Raw genomic sequence first — 19,082 nt, 5'->3', positions numbered from 1 at the left:
GAAGCATGGAATTTCGCGGGGCGAATAGGAAATGACGTCACGCCATGAAGTCGATAGCCGCGCGTTATAACGGCCGTCCGCCTTCTGAATCGGAATCGCGTGCGCGCGAGGCCGACTGCTGCTGTAGCTCGGTCAGCACCCTGACAGCCTCGATGAGCTTCAGGACCTCTCGTTCGCGGAGTTGATCGATCTTCTCGTGCAGCAACTCTATCTCGAGCTCCGCCTTCACGTTGATGTGGTAGTCCTTCTCCGCGGCTTCGCGATCGATATCCTGCTGCCGGTTCTGGCTCATCATGATGACCGGCGCCGCGTAGGCGGCCTGGAACGAAAGCGCGAGATTTAGAAGAATGAACGGGTAGGGATCCCACCCCCTGATCGCGCCCACCAGGTTGGCGGTTATCCAGACGATCAGGATCGCGCTCTGGACGATGATGAAGCTCCACGATCCCATGACGGTGGCGACCGCGTCCGCTATCCATTGGCCCGGCGTCAGGCGCGCAACCGCCCGGGGCTCATCCATGGCCTGAAGCCGAAGCGAACGGCGGGCTCGCCTGAGGTCGGCGAGCAGGTCGTGCTCGGTCTGTTCAATGCTGAGCTGGTCTTTCGCCTTCTCTTCCACGCTACTAGCAACCCGTTCGGATCGATGGCGGGGCCGAGGCGGCCAGCGCTCTGCAGCATTCTGATCGCGTTGTTCAGCAGTGGAGTTTCGCGACGGTCTCCGCGATTGCACGCCCGTGGTACCAAGCGCGCCGTGCCGGCGGTCGTCGTCGCACTACCTGACGTCAACCCCGTTCCAGAAAGCCACGTAGTCCCTGATGTTCGCGGCCGCCGTCGACGGCTCCGGGTAGTACCACGCGGCGTCCTCGTTGGTCTTTCCGTCGACCACCAACGAGTAGTACCTCGCCATACCCTTCCACGGACAGCGGCTCGTCCTCGAACTCCGCTGTAGGAATTCCATGCGGACACTTCCGGGCGGGAAATAGTGATTTCCCTCGACCACGATCGTCTTATCAGACTCTGCGATCGTCGTACCGTTCCAAGTCGCCGTCTTCATTCGCTGTTCCTCGTCCTGCTGTTGTCACGATGACTCCGACGCTACGGCACGCTGCGGCCTCCGCGAAATAACGATCGGGAAAGGATTGCATAGCGTTACGCTTCGCCGCCACACCACTGTGAGGGGCAGTGCCCGGGCGGTCGATTGGCTGGAAACGGTTGGCGGCCGGCGTGCATGTCGTGTCATGCGGACGCGCTCGCCACCTCGGGGAGCGGCGTGCAGCACGCCGTGCTAAGAGACTTCGACCGACCAATCGCGAAGTCGCGTGACCTTGACGAACGCGTCCAGCGCCGGCGAGTAACGGCGCCCCTGCACAGCAAGCAGCCGCACCTCGCGCGAAACCGGGTCGCCTTCGAGCGGAATGGTCTTGAGCGTCGGAAGGCGCGGCATGTGCTCGGGCGCGAGTATCACGCCCAAGCCAGCCGCGGCCATGTACTGCAGGTGCAAGTCGTGACCGCTGCAGTGCCCTAGGCGGGGCGGTTCCGCGGGGAAATACGACCGTTGGATCTTCGGGGCGACATCGCATCCGGCGCGCTCCAGCAAGATGGTCTCGCGGAGTTCGTCGATACCGATCGAGGGACGGTTTGCGAGCCGGTGTGTCGGCGCGAGAACCGCGACGTAGCGCTCCGCGAACAGCGACCAGTTGTCGATGCGGGCTGGGATGTCCTGCACGTCCCCGACCATTGCGGCGTTGATTTCCCCCTCAAGCAATAGGTCGACGAGCTTCTCCGCCGTGCCCTCGCGCAGCTCGATGCGAAGTCCAGGGAGGAGCTTTGCGATCTCCGCGATCGGATCGAGGACGAGCGACACCGAGATTGAGGGGGCGAGGCCAATCTTCAGTGGCGCAATCTCCTTGCGTTGGAACTCCTGGGCTTTGCAACGCACTGCCCGTGCCGAAGCCAATGTGTGCTCGAGCATCGGAAGAACTTCCCTCCCAAGGTCCGTGAGATGCGTCAACTGGCGCTCGCGGTAGATCAACTGACCGCCGAGCTCCTGCTCGAGCTTCTGCACCCCCTTGGTCAGGGCGGGCTGCGTGACATTGCACTGCTCGGCTGCGCGGGTGAAATTGAGTGTGGACGCGACTGCGAGGAAGTAGCGAACTTGATGAAGCTCCATGGGGTGTTCTCCGTCAAGTTGCCGCGGACCTGCGCTCCAAGTCCCCTCGGGACCAGCGGGCAGGGCGCTTTATTGACCCGCGTGCGCCGCCGTAGCAGCAAAGGCGCATTTAGATGGCTTGGAGCGCTGCGGTCGATTGCGCGGCAGGTACTGTGAGGTTCGCTTGTGGCTGCCTGTGCTAAGCGATCGCTTAGAAGCGGGTGCGAAATCCTCGGGCCCCGAATCGGTTAGCCGGATGGGCAATCAGGGGAGGAGAGCGGCGCAGCAAAATGCGATAGACGCAAGTTGCGCGTATGGATAGTCGCACGAAAACGCTGAGACATGCCTTTCCGGCTCAAGAGTTCCGCGGCTGCTGTAGTCTTATATCGAGAAGGTCCGCCATCCGGCTGAGCTCGGGAAGCGAACGTGCCTTCATCTTCCGCATCAAATTCACGCGATGCACCTTCACCGTGGATTCGGCGATGCCGATATCGTTGGCAGTCTGTTTGTTTAGGCGACCGGCCACGACGCCGAGCATGACTTCACGCTCGCGGGAGCTGAGCATGTCGAAACGCTCCTTGAGCGTAGCCAGTGCGCTATCACTCTCTCGACGGGCACGATCGCGAGCGAGGCCGGCCTGGATGGCGTCAAGCAGATCCTGATCACGGAATGGCTTTGTAAGGAACTCTATCGCACCGCCCTTCATCGCTTGCACGGTCATCGGTACGTCGGCGTGCGCTGTGATGAAGATGATCGGCACTTGCCTGTTCGCGGCGACAAGGTCGCGTTGAAGCTCAAGACCGCTTCGCCCCGGCATTCTCACGTCGAGCACCAGGCAAGTGGGACCGTCCGGCGGATCGGCCTTGAGAAAATCGGGAACAGACGAAAATTGTCGGGCAGGTAAGCCGACTGTCCGCAACAGACGCACGACCGAGTCGCGAAACTCGGGATCGTCATCGATAACCAAGACACTGGGATTTGCCTCACCCATTCTCGGTATCCTGCGTGGGGAAGCGCATTTTTCCTATTCCGGCGTCATTGTACGCACAATCAGTCGAGATGAACAGGCTTCTTTTGCCTAAGCGAATAGCTGGAAGCCTAAGCCATCGCTTAGGGGCGCTGTCATTGCATTATTGGGGAATGTCCCGGACACTAGGAATTGCATGCAGGCGCGAGGTATGCCGCCAGTGTGGTGGAGCGAGCAAGGTGCCGGGAACCGGCAATGTTGAACCGAACACGGATAGCCATCGTCGACGATGATCAACTCTATCGTGAGTCAATGCGAAAGCTCGTAGTGTTAATGGGCTACACTGTCGAGGCGTTTCCGTCAGCAGCCGATTTCCTGGCGTCACGCTTTTTGCCGGAAACCACCTGCTTGATCGCCGACGTTCACATGCCCGGAATGACCGGAGTCGAGCTGCACAGGCATTTGGTCGATGCAGGGTATGCGATCCCGACGATCCTCGTTACCGCCTACCCTGATGAGGTCGTCAGGGACCGGGCTCTAAAGGACGGGATTTTTTGCTACCTCGGCAAGCCAGTGGACGACGACTATCTCGAACGATGCCTGCGGTCGGCTCTGCAGCCGGGGACGTCGATTGAAGACAGTTCATAAGTCGTTGTCCGCCGGCAAGGTGAACTGAAATACGGCGCCGCGAGGTTCGTTCGCTTCCGCCCACAACTTGCCCCCATGAGCATGGATAATCGAGCGGCATATCGACAACCCCATCCCTGTTCCACCGGACTTCGTGGTGTAAAAGGCGTCGAAGACTCGATCGAGATGCTGCGCATCAATGCCGGGCCCTGAATCGCGTACGGCTACAAGGGCGCCTGCCTGATCCTGTTCGGTGCTAATCAACAACTCTCTTGCACCCTCCTCAACCGAGCCCATTGCTTCCGCCGCGTTCAGTATCAGGTTCAGCAAGACCTGTTGCAGCTGAACGCAATCCCCCATAACCGGAAGCAGTCCATCTGCAAACCGAGTTTGGACCGAAACGCTATTCCTGCGGATCACGCTTTGCGCCAGTAAAATCACTTCGTGGGTAGCCGCATTGAGATCAAAACGCTCCTTTCGTAGAGGCGCTTTCTTGATGTGATCACGCATCCGTCCGACGATATCCTTGGCTCGGTCCGTGTCCCTGACAACGCAAGCGAGCGCTTCCCTGGTCTCATCCAGGTTTGGCGGACTCATTTCCAAAAAGCGCATCCCTGCACGGGCGTTGTTACGAGCGGTAGCGATCGGATGCAGAATTTCGTGAGACAGCGAGGCGGCCAATTCTCCCATCATGGTCACGCGGTTCATGTGGGTGAAATCCGATTGCATCTGCTGCAACCGCGCCAGCGCTTGCGTGCGATCTTCGGTGTCGGTCAGGAGAGAATACCAGCGAACAATGCGGTCGGAGGTATCCCGGACCGGAATGCCGCGGATTTCAAACCAACGAAATTCGCCGTCGAAGCGCCTCACGCGTGCTTCGGTCCCATAGGGAACGCCGGCGGCGATCGATTTTGTGAAGACTTCAGCGAGATGGGGAAGATCATCGGGATGAATTGTTCCGTTTGTGCCCCAGTTCCTCAGCTCTTCCAGTGACTGGCCGCAATACTCAAAGATTTGACGATTTGCGGCTTCGAGGTCCCCATTCGGGGCCAAGATCGCAATGAGGCCCGGTATCCCGTCAATCGCCGAGCGCAAACTTCGCTCGCTTTCACGCAAGGCTTGCTCGGTACGCTTGCGTTCCGTCACATCGACGGTCGAATTCATAGCCTCCAGCAGCGCGCCCTCGGAAGAAAACAGGTGATGGCTGGTTCCTTCAAGGTATTTGACTGTTCCATCAGGAAGTAAGATTCTGAACTCGGTTGTGAAATCCGTTTTCTGGCGCACTGCTTCTTGAACTGTTTCCCTCACTCGGTCTCGATCGTCTGGGTGGATGCGTTGCCGCATATCCTCACGGCTTGGAAGGCCCTGCAGCCGATCAAACCCCCAGATTCTGTAGCTCTCGTCGGACCAATAAATAAATTGCTTCGTGGTCGCACTATAGACCCAATTTCCGCTACGGCTTAGCCTCTGTGCTTGGCTTAGCCAGGCTTCGCTGCGGCGCAGCCGGTCCTCGGCCCGCTTGCGTTCGGTCAGATCGAGCACGAACGCAAGGCGGTCGCCTCCTTCCTTGAACAGCGTGGCGCCCACAAGCACAGGAACCCGGCTGCCGTCTTTCCGAAAATACTCCTTCTCGAAGGGCTGAACGATGCCGGTTGAGTTCAGTTCTGCCCGAGTCAATGTGTCGCGCTCGCGCCATTCGGGCGGGGACAGCTCGGTCCAGCGCACGCGGCCCGAAACCAAGTCCTCACGGTCATATCCCACGATACGTAGAAACGCGTCATTGGCTTCAAGAATTCGACCTTCGCGGTCGGCAATGATGATCCCAATGATGTTGGCGTCGACCAAACGCCGAATCTTCCCTTCGCGGTCTGCGACGTCGCGATAAAGCCGCGAATTTTCGAGTGATATCGCCGCCTGCGATGCAAGCACCGTCAACAGGGCGACGCGATCGGGCGTAAAGGCCATGGGTGTCAGATTGTTCTCCAGGTAGAGGATGCCTGTAAGCCTTCCCTGGTTGATTAACGGAAAACAGAGAATAGAACGGAGATGATTCTCAACGATGTAGGGATCGCCAGAATATGGATCGCGAGATGACGCGTCGTCGAGAATAACGCTTTCCCGGGTGCGCAGGACATAGTGGAGCACCGACTCCGGCAGCACCGTCGCAGCCATCTCCTCGTCGCGCAGATGCACGGTCACCGAATCGCCCTCCGTCGTGGCTTCGGCGGCGATCCGTTGCTCAGCTCCGCGTGAAAGAATCAACAAGCCTCGTTCGGCGCCAGCCTGTTCGAGCGCCGTGCGCATAAGCATTTCGAGCAGCTTCTCCAGCACGATCTCGGCCGAGATAGCCTGCGACACCTTGATTACCGTTGCGAGGTCGAGTTGCTCGACACACGCTGCGATCGTGCTTGTCGAAGCAGGTGCGGGCTCTTCCATCCTGAGGCGCGGATACATCGCATCCAGTTGGCGCACCTTGCCGTCCGCGCCCCAGCGCAGGTAGCAGTCGCGGGCGTTTCGCAGATACAGGTGCGCGATTTGCTCGAAGCCGCGCGCGGTGTAAAAGCTCGCCGCCAACTCATTGGCGAGCGCCTCGTTGTGGACAAAGCCGTTTGCCCGTGCCGAAAGGATGGCTTGTTCGTAAAAATTCATGGCGTCGAACGCGCGGCCATCAATCCGGGCAATCTCCGCACCAACCAACGCAGCGCGGTTCTCGAAGTTTTTCGGACAGGCCGCGGCCCAGCTGGCGAGCTGACGGTGATGAGAGGCCAAGGCCTCCAGAGTCGGCGTCCGCTGGCTGTCGGGCATCGAATCGCAAAACGCCGCGTACGACAAGGCGCCGTAGAAGTGATAGTCGGCCGCCTCCATGATCGTGAGGGACATGCTCAGAAGCGGCTGCGCCTTCGATGCAGCATCAACCGCCGTCGCATAGTCACCAGCCAAAAAGCGGGCCTGCAACTTGCAGATCCAATACAAGCATTGAGCGGCCGTCACGTCCGAAGTGTTCGCGAAATCGCGTTCGATTCGCTGCTCATCAAACTGCCCGTCATCCAAGGAGCCGAATCTGGCCGTTGCGCCGCGCAGCATTCGCACGATAGCGAGTACCACACCGATGATTTCAAGGTTTGTGCCAAGCTGTATGTGGCCTAAGTGTACCCTTTCAGCTTCACGTTCGATGTCGGCAAGCGCATCACCGACCGCAAGAAGATTCAGGATCCTCAGCCCGGAGCAGATCCCCGCATACACGAGGTCGCCGGTTTTCTGCGCCGCATCAAATGCGCGGCCGATGAGTTCGCAGCATGTTCTGATATGCCTTGTCCAAGGCATGACCATATTTCCGAAGTTCAGATACACACCCGCCTGGAAACGCCATAGTCCACGCTGCTCGACGAGCTCACAAGCGAGTTGCCCGACGCGGTACGCGCCCTCGTACTCGCCGAACCGCAGCCCGGCGATCATTCCAAGCCGGCCATAGGCGACGGCAGACGCGTCGCTGTTGCCACGATCCAAGGTAAGACGCAGCATTTGGCATACGACGAGCGTGTAGAGGTTGAGGTCGGTGTATTGCGCCGGCGAAGAGAGCCGGTTCAGGACATCTAGCTCGGCGAGGGATGCCGGGTCGGTCATCAAGGGAAGGGCGATCAGTTCCTCGGTCGCGCGCCGGCCGAGCTCCGACCAAATACGCTGATACGCTTGGCGCGCCTCCTCATCCGTCGGATGCGGCGACCAGCTGATGCCGAGGTACCTTAGGTACTCGAGACCGACGGCGACCGAGCGGCTGGGCTGATTGAGCGTGAGGTAAAGGTCGATTCCGAGGCGCGCCACACCCGCCCGATCGGCCATATCCGTGACGCGAGCAGATAATGCAGCCAAGTGGTTTTCTGCGTCCGAGAGCGCGCCAGTCAAGAGCTCGCATTCGGCGCGATGGAGGTCGAGTGCGAAGATGAGCTCCCACCGGTGCTCCCAGCAACCCTCTGCCAATAGGCCCCGACCGGTGACAAAGTAACTGAGCGCCGAAACGTAGGCAGCCGATGCTTTGGCGCGCCGGCCTGCTGCCAAGTTCAATTCCGCGGCCTGCTCGCGTTCATCGACCGATGTGATCAAACCAAGACCTCGGTTGAGCTGATTAACGATTTCAAAGGTCGCCACGTCCCGCTTGTCCGGAGATGTCCGCGCCGCGAGCAGTCTCCCTATTCGAAGGTGCGCCTCGCCGCGCAGCTGCTCCGCGATCAGCCCATAGGCGGCCTCCTGAACGCGATCGTGGACGAACCGGTAAGCGCCTGCCACACGCTCGACCAACTCCTGATCGCGGGCCGGCCACAGAGTCGTATCGAGCTGCTCCTCCGAAATCCCGAGTACCATCGAAAGTACTGTGCTCTCGGCAATGTTTCCAAGACAAGCCAGCTGATGCAATGCGTTCTGCGCCTCGGTCGGCAGGCGGGTTAGCTTCCCGATCATAAGATCAGCGACGTTATCGGTGTAGCCCTTGGCTTCAATGCGGTCGATATCCCAGGACCAGCGCGCGCCATCATGATCGAATTTGAGTAATCCTTCCTCGACGAGCGAAGACAGGAACTGAACGGCGAAAAACGGATTTCCGCCGGTCTTCAGTTGTACCAGCTTCGCAAGCGGCTCTGCGCGCTCTAACTCGCAGCGAAGTGCGTCGGCAACCAGCTGCCCAACGTGCTCTTGGGTGAGCGGCGACAGCTTGATCTCTGCGACCTTTCCGCCGGCGGTCTTGATGGCATCGAGCTTTCTCGTTAGCGGATGGGCCGCAGCGACTTCGTTGTCGCGATAGGCACCGATCAGCATGAGGTGCTCCAAATCTGACCGCAACAGGTCCTCTAGCAGATCAAGAGTCGCCGCATCGACCCACTGCAGGTCGTCGAGGAAGAGCGCCAGTGGCTGGTTCGAGTGGGCAAATGCGCCAATGAAGCGCCGAAATACGAGTTGAAAACGGCTTTGTGCCTGCTGTGGCGGCAACGTAGGAACCGGTGGCTGGTCTCCGATGATTAGCTTGAGTGCGGGTATGAGGTCGATCATGAGCCGCCCGTCCGATCCCAGCGCCTCTAGAAGTGCGTGGCGCCAGCTTGCCAACTCGGATTCGCTCTTGCTGAGGAGAGACCGGACGAGACTTTGAAAAGCCTGCACCAGTGTCGCGTAAGGGATATCGCGCTTGTACTGGTCGAATTTGCCAGACGCAAACAGGCTGCGCTGCGGCACGAGCGCCTTGTGTAGTTCGTCGACGACTGAGGACTTGCCGATGCCGGAATATCCTGAGACCAGCACCAACTCCGGCACACCGGTCTTGATGATGCGATCGAAGCAGGAAAGCAAGGTCGCGATCTCACGATCTCGTCCGTACAGCTTTTCGGGGATCAGCAGCTCGTTCGGCGTGTCCTGCAGGCCGAGCGGGAAGTCATCGATGCGGCGGCGCGCTTCCCATTCCGCCAGACAGCATCGCAGATCGCGCTCGACACCACCGGCAGTCTGGTAACGATCCTCGGGTGTCTTGGCGAGCAGTTTCATGATGATCGCCGATACGGGCGCTGGGAGGCTCTCTACCAGTTCGCCTGGCGGCACCGGCTTTCTGGCAATATGGCAGTGCACCCACTCCATGGGATCGGCCGCCGTTAAGGGCAGAACGCCCGTGAGCATCTGGTACAGCGTGACACCGAAGGCGTAGAGATCGCTGCGGGCGTCGATCGAACGGTTCATCCGCCCGGTTTGTTCGGGTGCCATGTAGGCAAGCGTACCGGCAATGGTCTCGGGCGGCTCGGGCGCCTGCCGCTCGCGGGCGAGGCGCGATGCGATACCAAATCCGGTGAGCCGCACGTGTCCATCAGTGCAGTGCACCACAATGTTAGCTGGTTTGATGTCTTTGTGGATGAGGCCGTGTTGGTGGAGCTTGCCTATAGCTGCTGCGGCGCCGATCGCGACGGCCAAGAAGCCACCCACATCCATGGGTGAGCCGAGTAGCCTGGCGAGCGGCTCGCCGCCCGGATCCTCAAGCACCAGCAGCATGGCTCGGCCGCTGCCGCGCTCCACTTTGAGCGGTCGCACAGCCCAGGCTGCTTCCAGCTCATCCTTCAAGCTCAATTCGCGAGCGAGGCGATCGAGTCTTGAGCGGGACGGACGGTCGGCCGCAGCGGCGACAAGCAGCACCGCCACCCGGTTGCCATTGTCGTCCAGTCGCCAGTCACGGCTGAGCACGCGCTCGCCGTCCTCCCACAACACCTGGGAGCTACCGTCCGAGTCGGTGACGTTCAGCGACGGCTGCACCATCTTGTCAGACTCCGGTGTCAGGCGTCGGCTTGAAGTCGGCTGATCAAGCACCTCGCGCGCCACACGCGCGGCGTCTCTCCGGCATGGAGAAATCGTACTCCATCGCCCGAGAAATGCCAGCCGTCCCTTGTTCTTTCGCGGCGGCTGAGAGTTCCGCTCGAGCGAATCCTCATGGAACAAGCGCTGCACTCTCTCCGCGGGACCTCAGGCGTGCCTCAGCACACGTTCAGCGCGAAGGTGCGAGCCTGATTGCGAAGCCAATCCGGCATGCTCGTGATCGAGGCTTCCGCCAGACGAAAGCAGTCGCGGGATCGCAGCGGGCGAACTCCAGGAATCCTCTGAGCCTTCGTATTATCTTCCCGCACCCTTTGGATGCCTGAGCTCAACCCGCGCTCAATTGAGCCTTTGGTGACGATCCTCTTAAAGTTAGTGCATCCGAAATGCGTACAGACCAAAAGGAGAAAACAATGCCTTACTGCTCGGAAAGTCACGGGTCAGACAAAGCTATGCGATGCGCAGTCTGTGAGCGCAAGTTTGGTCTCGTCCGGCACTATTCGTGGCGAACGCCGCTTTGCTCCAGGAAGTGCGTCGATCGCTTCAACGCGCGCCGCCAAGCTGACCACAATTGGATGGGTTGGTTCCTATTCGCTTTCAATCAGTCGTCCGAAAACCGCGCGCCATGAAGCTTCAGATCTCATATCGAGGCAGGGAATACTTGAAGACAGCGCAGACTTTGCTTCTTACCGCCAAAACCATGACGGACCAAGCCATTGCCGCCCAGCTTAAGGCTCTTGCTGACGACTACGAGCGGCGAGCACAGAGTGCTTCGATCGACGATGCAGCCAAGGCGTTGGCTCGATTTGACGAGCGCTGAATACGCGCGGCATAGATGAGCTGATGGCAGCTCCCTCAGCAGCTATCGGGCCGACCGGAAATCGAACTCCGGCCGAAATTCGATCCAAGCGTCGGAAGAGCGAGCTGTGTCAGCGCGCGTAGGCTTGGTGTACCCGGCGCGTATCCTTTGGAAAAATGGGGCCGTTCCTGGAGCTTCGCGAACCGCATTTGGCTGGCTACAAGTGTGGCGTTGTTCGTCAGTTTTCAGGGACGAGGGCGGTGACCCTCCGCCGGCATCCGAAACCGGCATTCGTTTTCTAAGCCAAGGCTTACCTGGCGCAGCTACAGCCGTATCCTGAGCAGCCCCACGTGCAATAGAAGATAGACCGACAGAAGTGCAATCTCCTCGCAACAACTCGCGTTCTGGAGTCTGCCCATGAGGAGAATTACTGTTCTCATTGTTTCTGCTCTGATCAATGCATCTACAATTCCAGCGCTTGCGGCACCCACGTTAAACAAGTTTGTCGCTCGCGCGGTCTCGGCGAGTGTACACAGCAAACCCGATAACGCGGCCGATAACGAGAAGACTTGTCGAGCCTACGCGGCCTCATATCATGAGTCCGCGGTGCTGCGGCAAATCGCTGCCGGTCGGGCCGACGGCGCGCTGGTATTAACTGCAGTCCAGTCTGTGATTAACGCTTTCAAAGACGTGTTCGCCACGAAATGCGGCAGCTGAGGGAAGTCAATCATGATCGCGATCATCGCCTTGCTCTGCAGTTTGTCTTCTCAGGCAAATTGCCACGAGCAGACCGTCACCACTTCGGACTTCGCTGACGTCTCGATGCAGTCCTGCCTGATGGGCGCACCGCAGCTCGCCGACTGGATGCAGAAGATCGTTTCGCGGATTGGCCCTTGCGGCTGGTCCGGCTGAACGGTTTGGTCCGCAGGCCTCGAGCTCGAAGACCTTGCGGACCGTTGGCTGTGGCGTTTTTTAGTGGCGCGGCGAAGTCTGGCATCTTGAGCGGGATCGGCGGCTTGTGACTCTCAGCAGACAGCGTTGTCGGCGCAAGGGGATCGTGGCACATGGAAGGCAAAACTTCTTCTGATGTCAATGTCGGAGGCTAGGAACCATCTGAAGCATCACCAGTTCGAGGTCTAGGGCTGGGAGCATCCGACGGGGCTTCGGATGATCCCCATCGGGTGATTGATGCTAACGCAGCCACTATCCGGACTGGCACTTTGCCGCGCGCGCGTCTTGGTGGTTGAAGATGAAGTGTTCATTCGTCTGGACATTGCTGACGCGCTTAGAACTTCAGGTCTTACTGTTGTCGAGGCGGCTTCTGCCGACGACGCGGCAACCTATGTGGACGCCGGTGAGCCTCTTGACGCGCTATTCACGGATGTTCAGCTTCCCGGTGCCTTGAACGGCCTTTCACTTGCGCGACGGGTCCTGGTCAGACATCCCAATGTTTCTATTGTTGTAACTTCGGGCAACGACATGTTCCGGAAGGAGGCACTCGGGCTAGGCACCTTTGTGCCGAAACCGTACGAGCCACTGCGCATTGTCAGGTTGATAAACTACCTCCTCGATCCCACTCAGGCTTGAGAGATGCGACAGGATTGCGTACTGGTGCTTGAGCCAAACGTGCTCATTCGGCATCCGCTGACTGAATATCTGCGCGAGTGCGGCTACCATGTGCTCGAAGCTGCGAGCTACGACGAGGCGCGTACGCTACTCGAGTCGTCGCGAGCGGTAGATGCTGTCCTGACGAACATGGCGACAGACGGAGGAGCCTTTGCGTTCGCGAACTGGGTACGTCAGAACCATCCTAGTGTAGTGTTGCTGCTGGGCGGGAACCTCGCGAAAGTGACTGAGCTCGCCGGAGAACTTTGTGACGAAGGGCCGGCTCCATCCGGTTCCGCCCCGCATTACAGCACCATTTTGGACCGGATACGGCGCGCGTTAGCCGCGAGGGACCGGGGTTGATCTTAAATCTACCTATGTCGGCTTTCCCTTCGCGACATATTGCGGTGCGAGATCTCGCGCTATTCTCGTCAAGCCGAGGCGGAAGCGGGCATTCTCCGTCTCATGCCTGATCCTTCCCGGAGTTACGCCTTGGCGGCGTTCTGTGCAGCCTCGAACACATCGCGTGCGGACGTCGTACCCGCTACGTGTTCCGCGCCCTCGACTCCAAGGTCCACCCATCCTGCATTCACGGCCTCAAACATTTCTTCGGCAGGTCCGGTGTGGCCCTTCGGGATGCCGAACTGCTCGAACGCTTCCGCCCACCCTGCACGCGGGACGGCAAAGGCTTTCACGTCGCGATTCAGGACTTCACCCAATTGCTCCGCGACTTCATCCGCGGTGACCATCGAACCAAGCTCGACGACGCGCTGCCCTGACCACGCTGGCCCTGTCAAAAGGGTGGCGACCTCCGTGCCGATGTCGTTCGTCGCGACCATGGTCGATTTCCGGTTTGTCGGATTGTAGTAGACCGGTAGCGTTCCGCCCTGGGCGACCTGCAAGCCGTAGAGGAAGTTTTCGAAGAATCCGCCTGCGCGCACAAACGCGATTGGCGATATCAGGTCGCGAAAACCTTGCTCCAGAAGCGACAACGCCGTGATCATCCCGAGCCTGCTGGTCCTGTTCGCACCCATCGACGAAAGTGCAATCACACGTGGCGGCGCTGCCTTGGTGAGCGCCTCGACATAATTCGCAATCACGCCCTTGGCTTCTCTGTAATCGGGCGAGGGAGCCCAGACGGCCGGCAACATGACAAACGCGCCTTCGACGCCTTCGAGCGCCCGCTCGATGGCTGCCGAATCATTCCAATCACCGTCAACCAGTTCCACGCCCCGGTTCGCCCAGCTTTTCGCCTTCTGGCGATTGCGGACCAGCGCGCGTACTTCCTTGCCGCGCGCCAACAGATGTTCTGCCGTCGCGCCGCCCACTTTTCCCGTGATTCCCATTACTAAAAACATGCATTTCTCCTGATCTTGGGGGCGGAGCCCCACTGTTGGCTTCAGCGGATGAGCGGCAGAAGGGCCCGGACACGGGCATCGCGCGCGTAGAGGCCGCCCCATGTCATCGCGCCCAGCAGCAGCGATATGATTTCCGGCGGCGATCCCAACTCACCGATGCGGACATGGGCGCAGATGGCGCCGCCCAGTAAGCCCGTCACGATGATCGCGCCGAGGACGGCGGTGGCCGGGATGGCGTAAAGGATCGCGCAAGCGAGTATGATCGGACCTACGACACGGGTCAGATCCATCGCGAACCCGGTTTCCCGCAACATGCTCGCAATCTGTGCCGGCGCGAAAAGCTGAATAGTGCCGTCGGCCACGAGAGCGATAACGACAATCGCACTCATGATCCGGCCGGCCCACAGGCCGTGATGAAAGGCCTTGGCCTCGGGCACCTGATGCAGCTTCAAAGTTTCGGACATTCGTCATTCTCCGCTGGGGCAATCCCATATTCGGAGCTTGCTTACTGTGTCTCCTGAGTACAATAAACGTCGAGGAGATGAACTCACTGTTCTCTCCTTGGCGAACAATGCCGAGGCGCGAAAATGCAGAATCTCGAACCGATCCTCATTTTCGTAACGGTGGCGGAAATGGGCAGCTTCACCCGCGCAGCCGATAGCCTGGGCATCCAAAAGGGGAGGGCCTCAACGGCCGTTCGGAAGCTGGAAGAAGATGTCGGTGTCAGGCTTCTGCACCGGACGACGCGCAGCGTGCAGTTGACGGAAGACGGACGGGTATTTCATGCCCGTGCGCGCGATCTGCTCGCTGAAGTCGATGACCTGCACTCGATGTTCGCAAGCGATCGCGTGGCACTCCGCGGGCGCTTGAGGGTCGATCTTCCGACCGAGGTGGCGCGCGCAACGATCGTGCCGGCCTTGCCGGATTTCCTGGCCACTCACCCCGAGTTGGAGCTGGAGTTGTCGAGTACGGATCGGCAAGTCGATCTGGTTCAAGAGGGGTTCGACTGTGTGTTGCGGCTTGGAGCGATAGGGGATGAGACGCTGATTGCGCGTCCATTGGGCCTGTTGCGCATGGTCAACGCTGCCAGTCCCGCCTATCTGGCGCGCTACGGCGTCCCTCGATCGCTCGACGATCTCCAGCGTCAGGGACATCGGACAATTCATTTTTCGACGATACTGGGCGCAAGACCCCATGAATGGGAATATCCTGATGGCGACAGCTACGCGACGCTTCAGTTGCCGGGTGCGCTACACGTCAACAGCGCACAGACCTACGAAGCCGCTGCCATCGCCGGCCTTGGCCTGATCCAGGCGCCACTCTTGGGGATTGGCCGATACTTAGAAAGTGGAGCGCTTGTGGAGATCATACCCGATTTTCGTCGCCGGCCGCTCGCGGTGTCCCTCGTCGTAGCACATCGGAGCAACCTGTCGCGCCGAGTCCGCGCGTTCATGAAATGGATCGAAGGTGTGCTGACGCCGTATCTGGAATAGCGAGACGAACATCTCCGACCCTCGAAATCGACATTTGAAGTTGTGTCTGGCCGTCGGTGGCCCGTGCTCGCTATTACCGCCGAAGCGACTGAACGAAGCCTGACTTTGCTAGGGTGCATGAGTCCGGAAGTGTGCCCATCACGGACCTAGTGGGAGGTGCGCCAACGCGCCGATATCAGAGGCAGAGCGGACCTCAGACGTAGTGCGGCGCAGGTTTATGAGTACACGCCCTATATCGACATCAGCGTCGCGTTCTCTAGCAGGCAACTTCAAATAGCAAATGGGTCGACCCGACGGTATACGCATTAGGCACGATTTGCTGAGATTTGGACTGCTTCACTCGCACCGACGTTCCTCGTCGGTTACCAATCTGTCTCACAGGGGCGGATAGCTTCCCAAGTGCTCGGCACGCGGCGATCGACTTCGCCGCGGTCTGCCCGCCGCCGGTCCTTCCCTTCGGGGCCCCGGCCGCTCCTCCTAAGGCGCCCTCGGCCAGCGGCGCTGGGTCGGATAGGCATGGGCACCTGAGGCACGAGTGTGGGAAATCTTAACATTGAGCACAAACCGGGTGGAGACTCACGAAGCGCGCCAGCGTCCTTAGCCATTCCGATAACGGTCGGCTATCGATTCCATGGCGAGGCGTGATTTTCCTTTAGACTGTTACAGACTCAATGTTCGAGCTGTCGTCGCGCGCCCTCGTACACGGGCCGAAGTCAGTGTTCCATTTTACGATGGCAAGCCCGGAGGTCCCACATGCAGATCAAAGACACACCCGACGTTTCCTTCCCCGGCGCGGTCGAGGGTCCTCCGCTTGAGGGTATCGTCGTGCTCGCGGACAGCGCCGGCGTTGCATTTGGAGTACAGCGCGCATTCACCGCGAGGGTGCGGATTTTCCGCGATAATGGCAGCGGCCTCATCGCGACGTGCGTGGAAATTCCGCTCGTCGGGCGCGACGGCGAGATCTCCGGAGTTTTGTGTCGGACCGTCCCACAGCCCGACATGCGCGGGGTGTTCTCCTCCCGCAGGCCGGAGGGGACGAGCGCGATCGGGGACGTGGCGCAGTTCGTGGTCCATGATATCAACAACCTTCTCGCTGTGATTGGCGGCGGCCTGCGGCTGCTCGAGCGGCAGAGCGACGCCGCATACCGAAAGGCGATCATCAGCAGGATGCAGCACGCGATCACGCGTGGCGCGTTGCTCAGCCGTCAGCTCCTCGACGTTGCGCGACCATACCTCGAGTCGATCAGCGGGTTCGTCGCAGGCAGCCTCCTCGCAGCGCTGGCGGGTTCGCTGGACAAGGCGTTGCGTTCCGACGTCGCGGTCCGCAGCGATATCGCCCCTGATTTGTGGGACTTCGACGCTGACCCGGAGGAGCTCTACTTGGCGCTCCTGAACCTCTGCCGAAACTCGGCCGATGCCATGCCACAGGGCGGTGCGATCACCGTCGCGGCGCGGAACGTCGAACCTCCCGCTGGCGCGGCCCCGGGATTCGTCGAGATCGTCGTCGTTGACGACGGGGAGGGTATGTCCGACGAGGTTCTCTCGAAGGCATTCACGCCATACTACACGACAAAGGCCGCGGGCAGCGGCACCGGCCTCGGGCTCCTCCAGGTCAAGCGGTTCGCCGAAGAACGAGGCGGCGCGGTCTGTATTGAGAGCGAGCGGGGTGTCGGCACCCTAGTGCACCTTTACCTCCCGCGCATGCACGCAGCTGGGCCCCCCGGCAGTATCGTCGGCGCGGAGATCGCGTACACCCCGTCAGCCGACGGCGGCGTATTCCACATCGTCAACCGAGCGACGGCTGCGCCGACTTCGTAGCCGGCGCGAACACCTGGAGACTGGTTCAGCGATGCAGCTCATGATTCCACCCGGCCGCCTCGACCGTCCGGTCGACCACGAGAGGGACCACGCGCTCGGCCCGACCGATGCCGAGATCACGCTCGTCGAGTACGGCAGCTATGCGTGCCCGCACTGCAGGGCTGCCAACGAGCGCATCGCACAAGCACGCGACCAACTTGGCGACCGCGTCTGCTACGCCTTCCGCCACAGGCCGCTCACGGACAACAGTCTTTCGTTTCGGGCCGCCGAGCTCGCTGAGCTTGCCCAGACGCCCGAGGCGTTCTGGTCCGCGCACATCAGGCTGATGACGAGGTCGATGCAGCTCACAGAGGACGACCTCGTTGCGGTGGCCGCCGACCTGGGCGTGAACGCCAACTTCGCGCTCGGCGACAGCGGCGCCGTGCGGCGCGCGAGGGCGAGGGTCGAGGCGGACGTCGCGAGCTCACGCGCAAGCGGGGTGAGATTCACGCCGACCTTCTTCATCAACGGCCGGCGCTACGACGGACCCTGGGACGAGAGCTCTCTCGTCGACGCGATGCTTGGCACCCTCGGCCACCGCGTCCGTACGGCAGCCCTCGATTTCGCAAGCTGGGGCCCGTCCGCCGGCATTTTGCTGGTTCTCGCGACCGTGGCGGCGATCGTTTTGACGAACTCGCCGATCGGGACGGCGTTTGAGGCGCTCTGGCGCCAGGAGCTCGGCGTAAGCTTGGGTGATGCAGCCTTTCAGATGTCCATCCTCCATTGGGTCGACGACGGCCTGCTGACGGTGTTTTTCCTCGTCGTGGGATTGGAAGTGAAGCGCGAGATGACAGTCGGCCACCTCGCAAGCCGCCGCTCCGCTGCGCTTCCGATCGCTGCCGCGCTTGGCGGTATGGTCGTGCCGGCGCTGCTGTATGCGCTGGTCATCCCTGCGGGGCCGTGGTCGCACGGGTGGGGCATTCCGACGGCAACCGACACCGCGTTCGCGATTGCTTTGATCGCCGTGATGGGCGCCCGCGTTCCTGTGGAGTTGCGCATCTTCCTCACCGCGGCGGCCATCGTCGACGACATCGGTGCGATCGTCGTCGTCGCTGTGTTCTACTCCGGCGATATCCACCCGGGCTACCTGGCCGCGGCTGCGGCGGCGGTCGTTGCGCTGGCGCTGCTGAGCCGGTCGAGGGTCTACCTTCTTTCGCCTTACACCCTGTTGGGCGTCGCGTTGTGGGCGTTCGTCTACGCTAGCGGCCTCCATGCGACGCTGGCTGGCGTGGTGCTGGCGCTGTTCGTTCCGACCCGCCCGCCTGCCAACCTGACTGCCCTGATGACGCAGGCCAGCACCATCATCGCCTCCGAGGCCCGGCACGAGGGCGAGGTTCTCAGGCATGGCCCCTCCACCCCGGCGCTGCACGCGCTCAACGCAATCTACGACAGGCTTGAATCGCCCGCCGACCGCCTGCTTCGGCACGCCGGCGCGCGGTCGAGCTACGCTGTCCTCCCGATCTTCGCAGTGGCGAATGCTGGCGTGGCGATGAATCCAGACGTCTTTGTTGGGCATGGCTGGCTTATGGCCGCCATCGTCGCTGGCCTCGCCATAGGAAAGCCGCTCGGCGTCTTCCTCGCGGCTGCTGCGGCCGTGCGCGCAGGCATAGCCGTCAAGCCGGCAGAGTACACGTGGCGGCAGTTGGCCGGGGCGGGAGCCCTCGCTGGCATCGGCTTCACGATGTCGCTCTTTATCGCCGGGCAGACGTTTCCAAGCCCCACCGACTTCTCGGCCGCCAAGATCGCCGTGTTCGCCGCGTCGATTCTTTCGGCCGTCGTTGGGACTGCCCTGCTCTGGGGAGCTTCGCGTCAGGAGCTTATCGAAGAGGTGCCGCAAAGTCCCGGCATGCAAGTATCATAGCCCGCCGGCGTTTGTGCGGGATCGTGAACA

At 60.7% G+C, this 19,082-nt stretch carries 15 protein-coding genes; 8 read left to right on the top strand and 7 right to left on the bottom strand.

Features of this window, described 5'->3' with window-relative positions; all coding sequences use genetic code 11:
* Nucleotides 1–64: 64 nt before the first annotated feature.
* From XH93_RS35985 to XH93_RS35970, 4 genes are all read right to left on the bottom strand, one after another.
* The gene (locus XH93_RS35985; RefSeq protein WP_194471114.1) at nt 65–619 is read right to left on the bottom strand and encodes a DUF1003 domain-containing protein; all 555 of its coding nucleotides are present in this window, start codon (nt 617–619) and stop codon (nt 65–67) included.
* 153 nt (nt 620–772) lie between these two features.
* A complete protein-coding gene (locus XH93_RS35980; RefSeq protein WP_194471113.1) occupies nt 773–1,054 on the bottom strand; it encodes a DUF427 domain-containing protein in 282 nt (93 codons plus the stop codon).
* Between the two features lie 231 nt (nt 1,055–1,285).
* Nucleotides 1,286–2,170, bottom strand: coding sequence for a LysR family transcriptional regulator (locus XH93_RS35975; protein WP_194471112.1), 885 nt, complete (start codon nt 2,168–2,170; stop codon nt 1,286–1,288).
* A gap of 334 nt (nt 2,171–2,504) precedes the next feature.
* Complete coding sequence (locus XH93_RS35970; protein WP_194471111.1) at nt 2,505–3,140, bottom strand: response regulator transcription factor; 636 nt, start codon at nt 3,138–3,140, stop codon at nt 2,505–2,507.
* A gap of 231 nt (nt 3,141–3,371) precedes the next feature.
* Here XH93_RS35970 and XH93_RS35965 point away from each other — a divergent pair, with 231 nt between their 5' ends.
* Nucleotides 3,372–3,764 (top strand): response regulator transcription factor, encoded by a 393-nt coding sequence (locus XH93_RS35965; RefSeq protein WP_194471110.1) that lies wholly within the window; start codon nt 3,372–3,374, stop codon nt 3,762–3,764.
* Here the strand turns inward: XH93_RS35965 and XH93_RS35960 are convergent.
* Nucleotides 3,759–10,025 (bottom strand): AAA family ATPase, encoded by a 6,267-nt coding sequence (locus tag XH93_RS35960; protein ID WP_194471109.1) that lies wholly within the window; start codon nt 10,023–10,025, stop codon nt 3,759–3,761. The two genes, XH93_RS35965 and XH93_RS35960, sit on opposite strands and share 6 nt — an antisense overlap.
* Nucleotides 10,026–10,704: 679 nt before the next feature.
* Here XH93_RS35960 and XH93_RS35955 point away from each other — a divergent pair.
* The 4 genes from XH93_RS35955 (at nt 10,705) to XH93_RS35940 (ending at nt 12,465) form a co-directional block, all read left to right on the top strand.
* Entirely contained in the window at nt 10,705–10,899 is a 195-nt protein-coding gene (locus tag XH93_RS35955) for a hypothetical protein (protein ID WP_194471108.1), read from the top strand.
* Between the two features lie 396 nt (nt 10,900–11,295).
* Nucleotides 11,296–11,595, top strand: coding sequence for a hypothetical protein (locus tag XH93_RS35950; protein ID WP_194471107.1), 300 nt, complete (start codon nt 11,296–11,298; stop codon nt 11,593–11,595).
* A gap of 12 nt (nt 11,596–11,607) precedes the next feature.
* Nucleotides 11,608–11,790, top strand: coding sequence for a hypothetical protein (locus tag XH93_RS35945; protein ID WP_194471106.1), 183 nt, complete (start codon nt 11,608–11,610; stop codon nt 11,788–11,790).
* A 327-nt stretch (nt 11,791–12,117) separates the two neighbouring features.
* Nucleotides 12,118–12,465 (top strand): response regulator, encoded by a 348-nt coding sequence (locus XH93_RS35940; protein ID WP_210340421.1) that lies wholly within the window; start codon nt 12,118–12,120, stop codon nt 12,463–12,465.
* A gap of 503 nt (nt 12,466–12,968) precedes the next feature.
* Here the strand turns inward: XH93_RS35940 and XH93_RS35935 are convergent.
* Together XH93_RS35935 and XH93_RS35930 are read right to left on the bottom strand one after the other, a co-directional pair.
* Entirely contained in the window at nt 12,969–13,841 is an 873-nt protein-coding gene (locus XH93_RS35935) for an NmrA family NAD(P)-binding protein (RefSeq protein WP_194471104.1), read from the bottom strand.
* 41 nt (nt 13,842–13,882) lie between these two features.
* On the bottom strand, nt 13,883–14,305 hold the full coding sequence (locus tag XH93_RS35930; protein WP_194471103.1) for a DoxX family protein: 423 nt from the start codon (nt 14,303–14,305) through the stop codon (nt 13,883–13,885).
* Nucleotides 14,306–14,428: 123 nt separating this feature from the next.
* On the opposite strand from XH93_RS35930, the gene XH93_RS35925 reads away from it, so the two are divergent.
* The 3 genes from XH93_RS35925 to nhaA all read left to right on the top strand — a co-directional run bounded on the left by XH93_RS35925 (nt 14,429) and on the right by nhaA (nt 19,052).
* Complete coding sequence (locus XH93_RS35925) at nt 14,429–15,334, top strand: LysR substrate-binding domain-containing protein (protein ID WP_194471102.1); 906 nt, start codon at nt 14,429–14,431, stop codon at nt 15,332–15,334.
* A gap of 753 nt (nt 15,335–16,087) precedes the next feature.
* Nucleotides 16,088–17,152 carry a nitrogen regulation protein NR(II) gene (locus XH93_RS35920; protein WP_194471101.1) on the top strand — a complete coding sequence of 355 codons (1,065 nt, stop codon included), beginning with the start codon at nt 16,088–16,090 and terminating at the stop codon, nt 17,150–17,152.
* 31 nt (nt 17,153–17,183) lie between these two features.
* Nucleotides 17,184–19,052: a Na+/H+ antiporter NhaA gene (nhaA, locus tag XH93_RS35915; RefSeq protein WP_194471100.1), complete on the top strand. Its 1,869-nt coding sequence runs from the start codon at nt 17,184–17,186 to the stop codon at nt 19,050–19,052.
* The last annotated feature ends 30 nt before the right edge of the window (nt 19,053–19,082 follow it).

This window comes from Bradyrhizobium sp. CCBAU 51753 (genome assembly GCF_015291565.1).
GTDB lineage: Bacteria > Pseudomonadota > Alphaproteobacteria > Rhizobiales > Xanthobacteraceae > Bradyrhizobium > Bradyrhizobium ivorense.
Note: the sequence above shows the minus strand (reverse complement) of the source record. Positions and strands in the feature narration are given on the sequence as shown.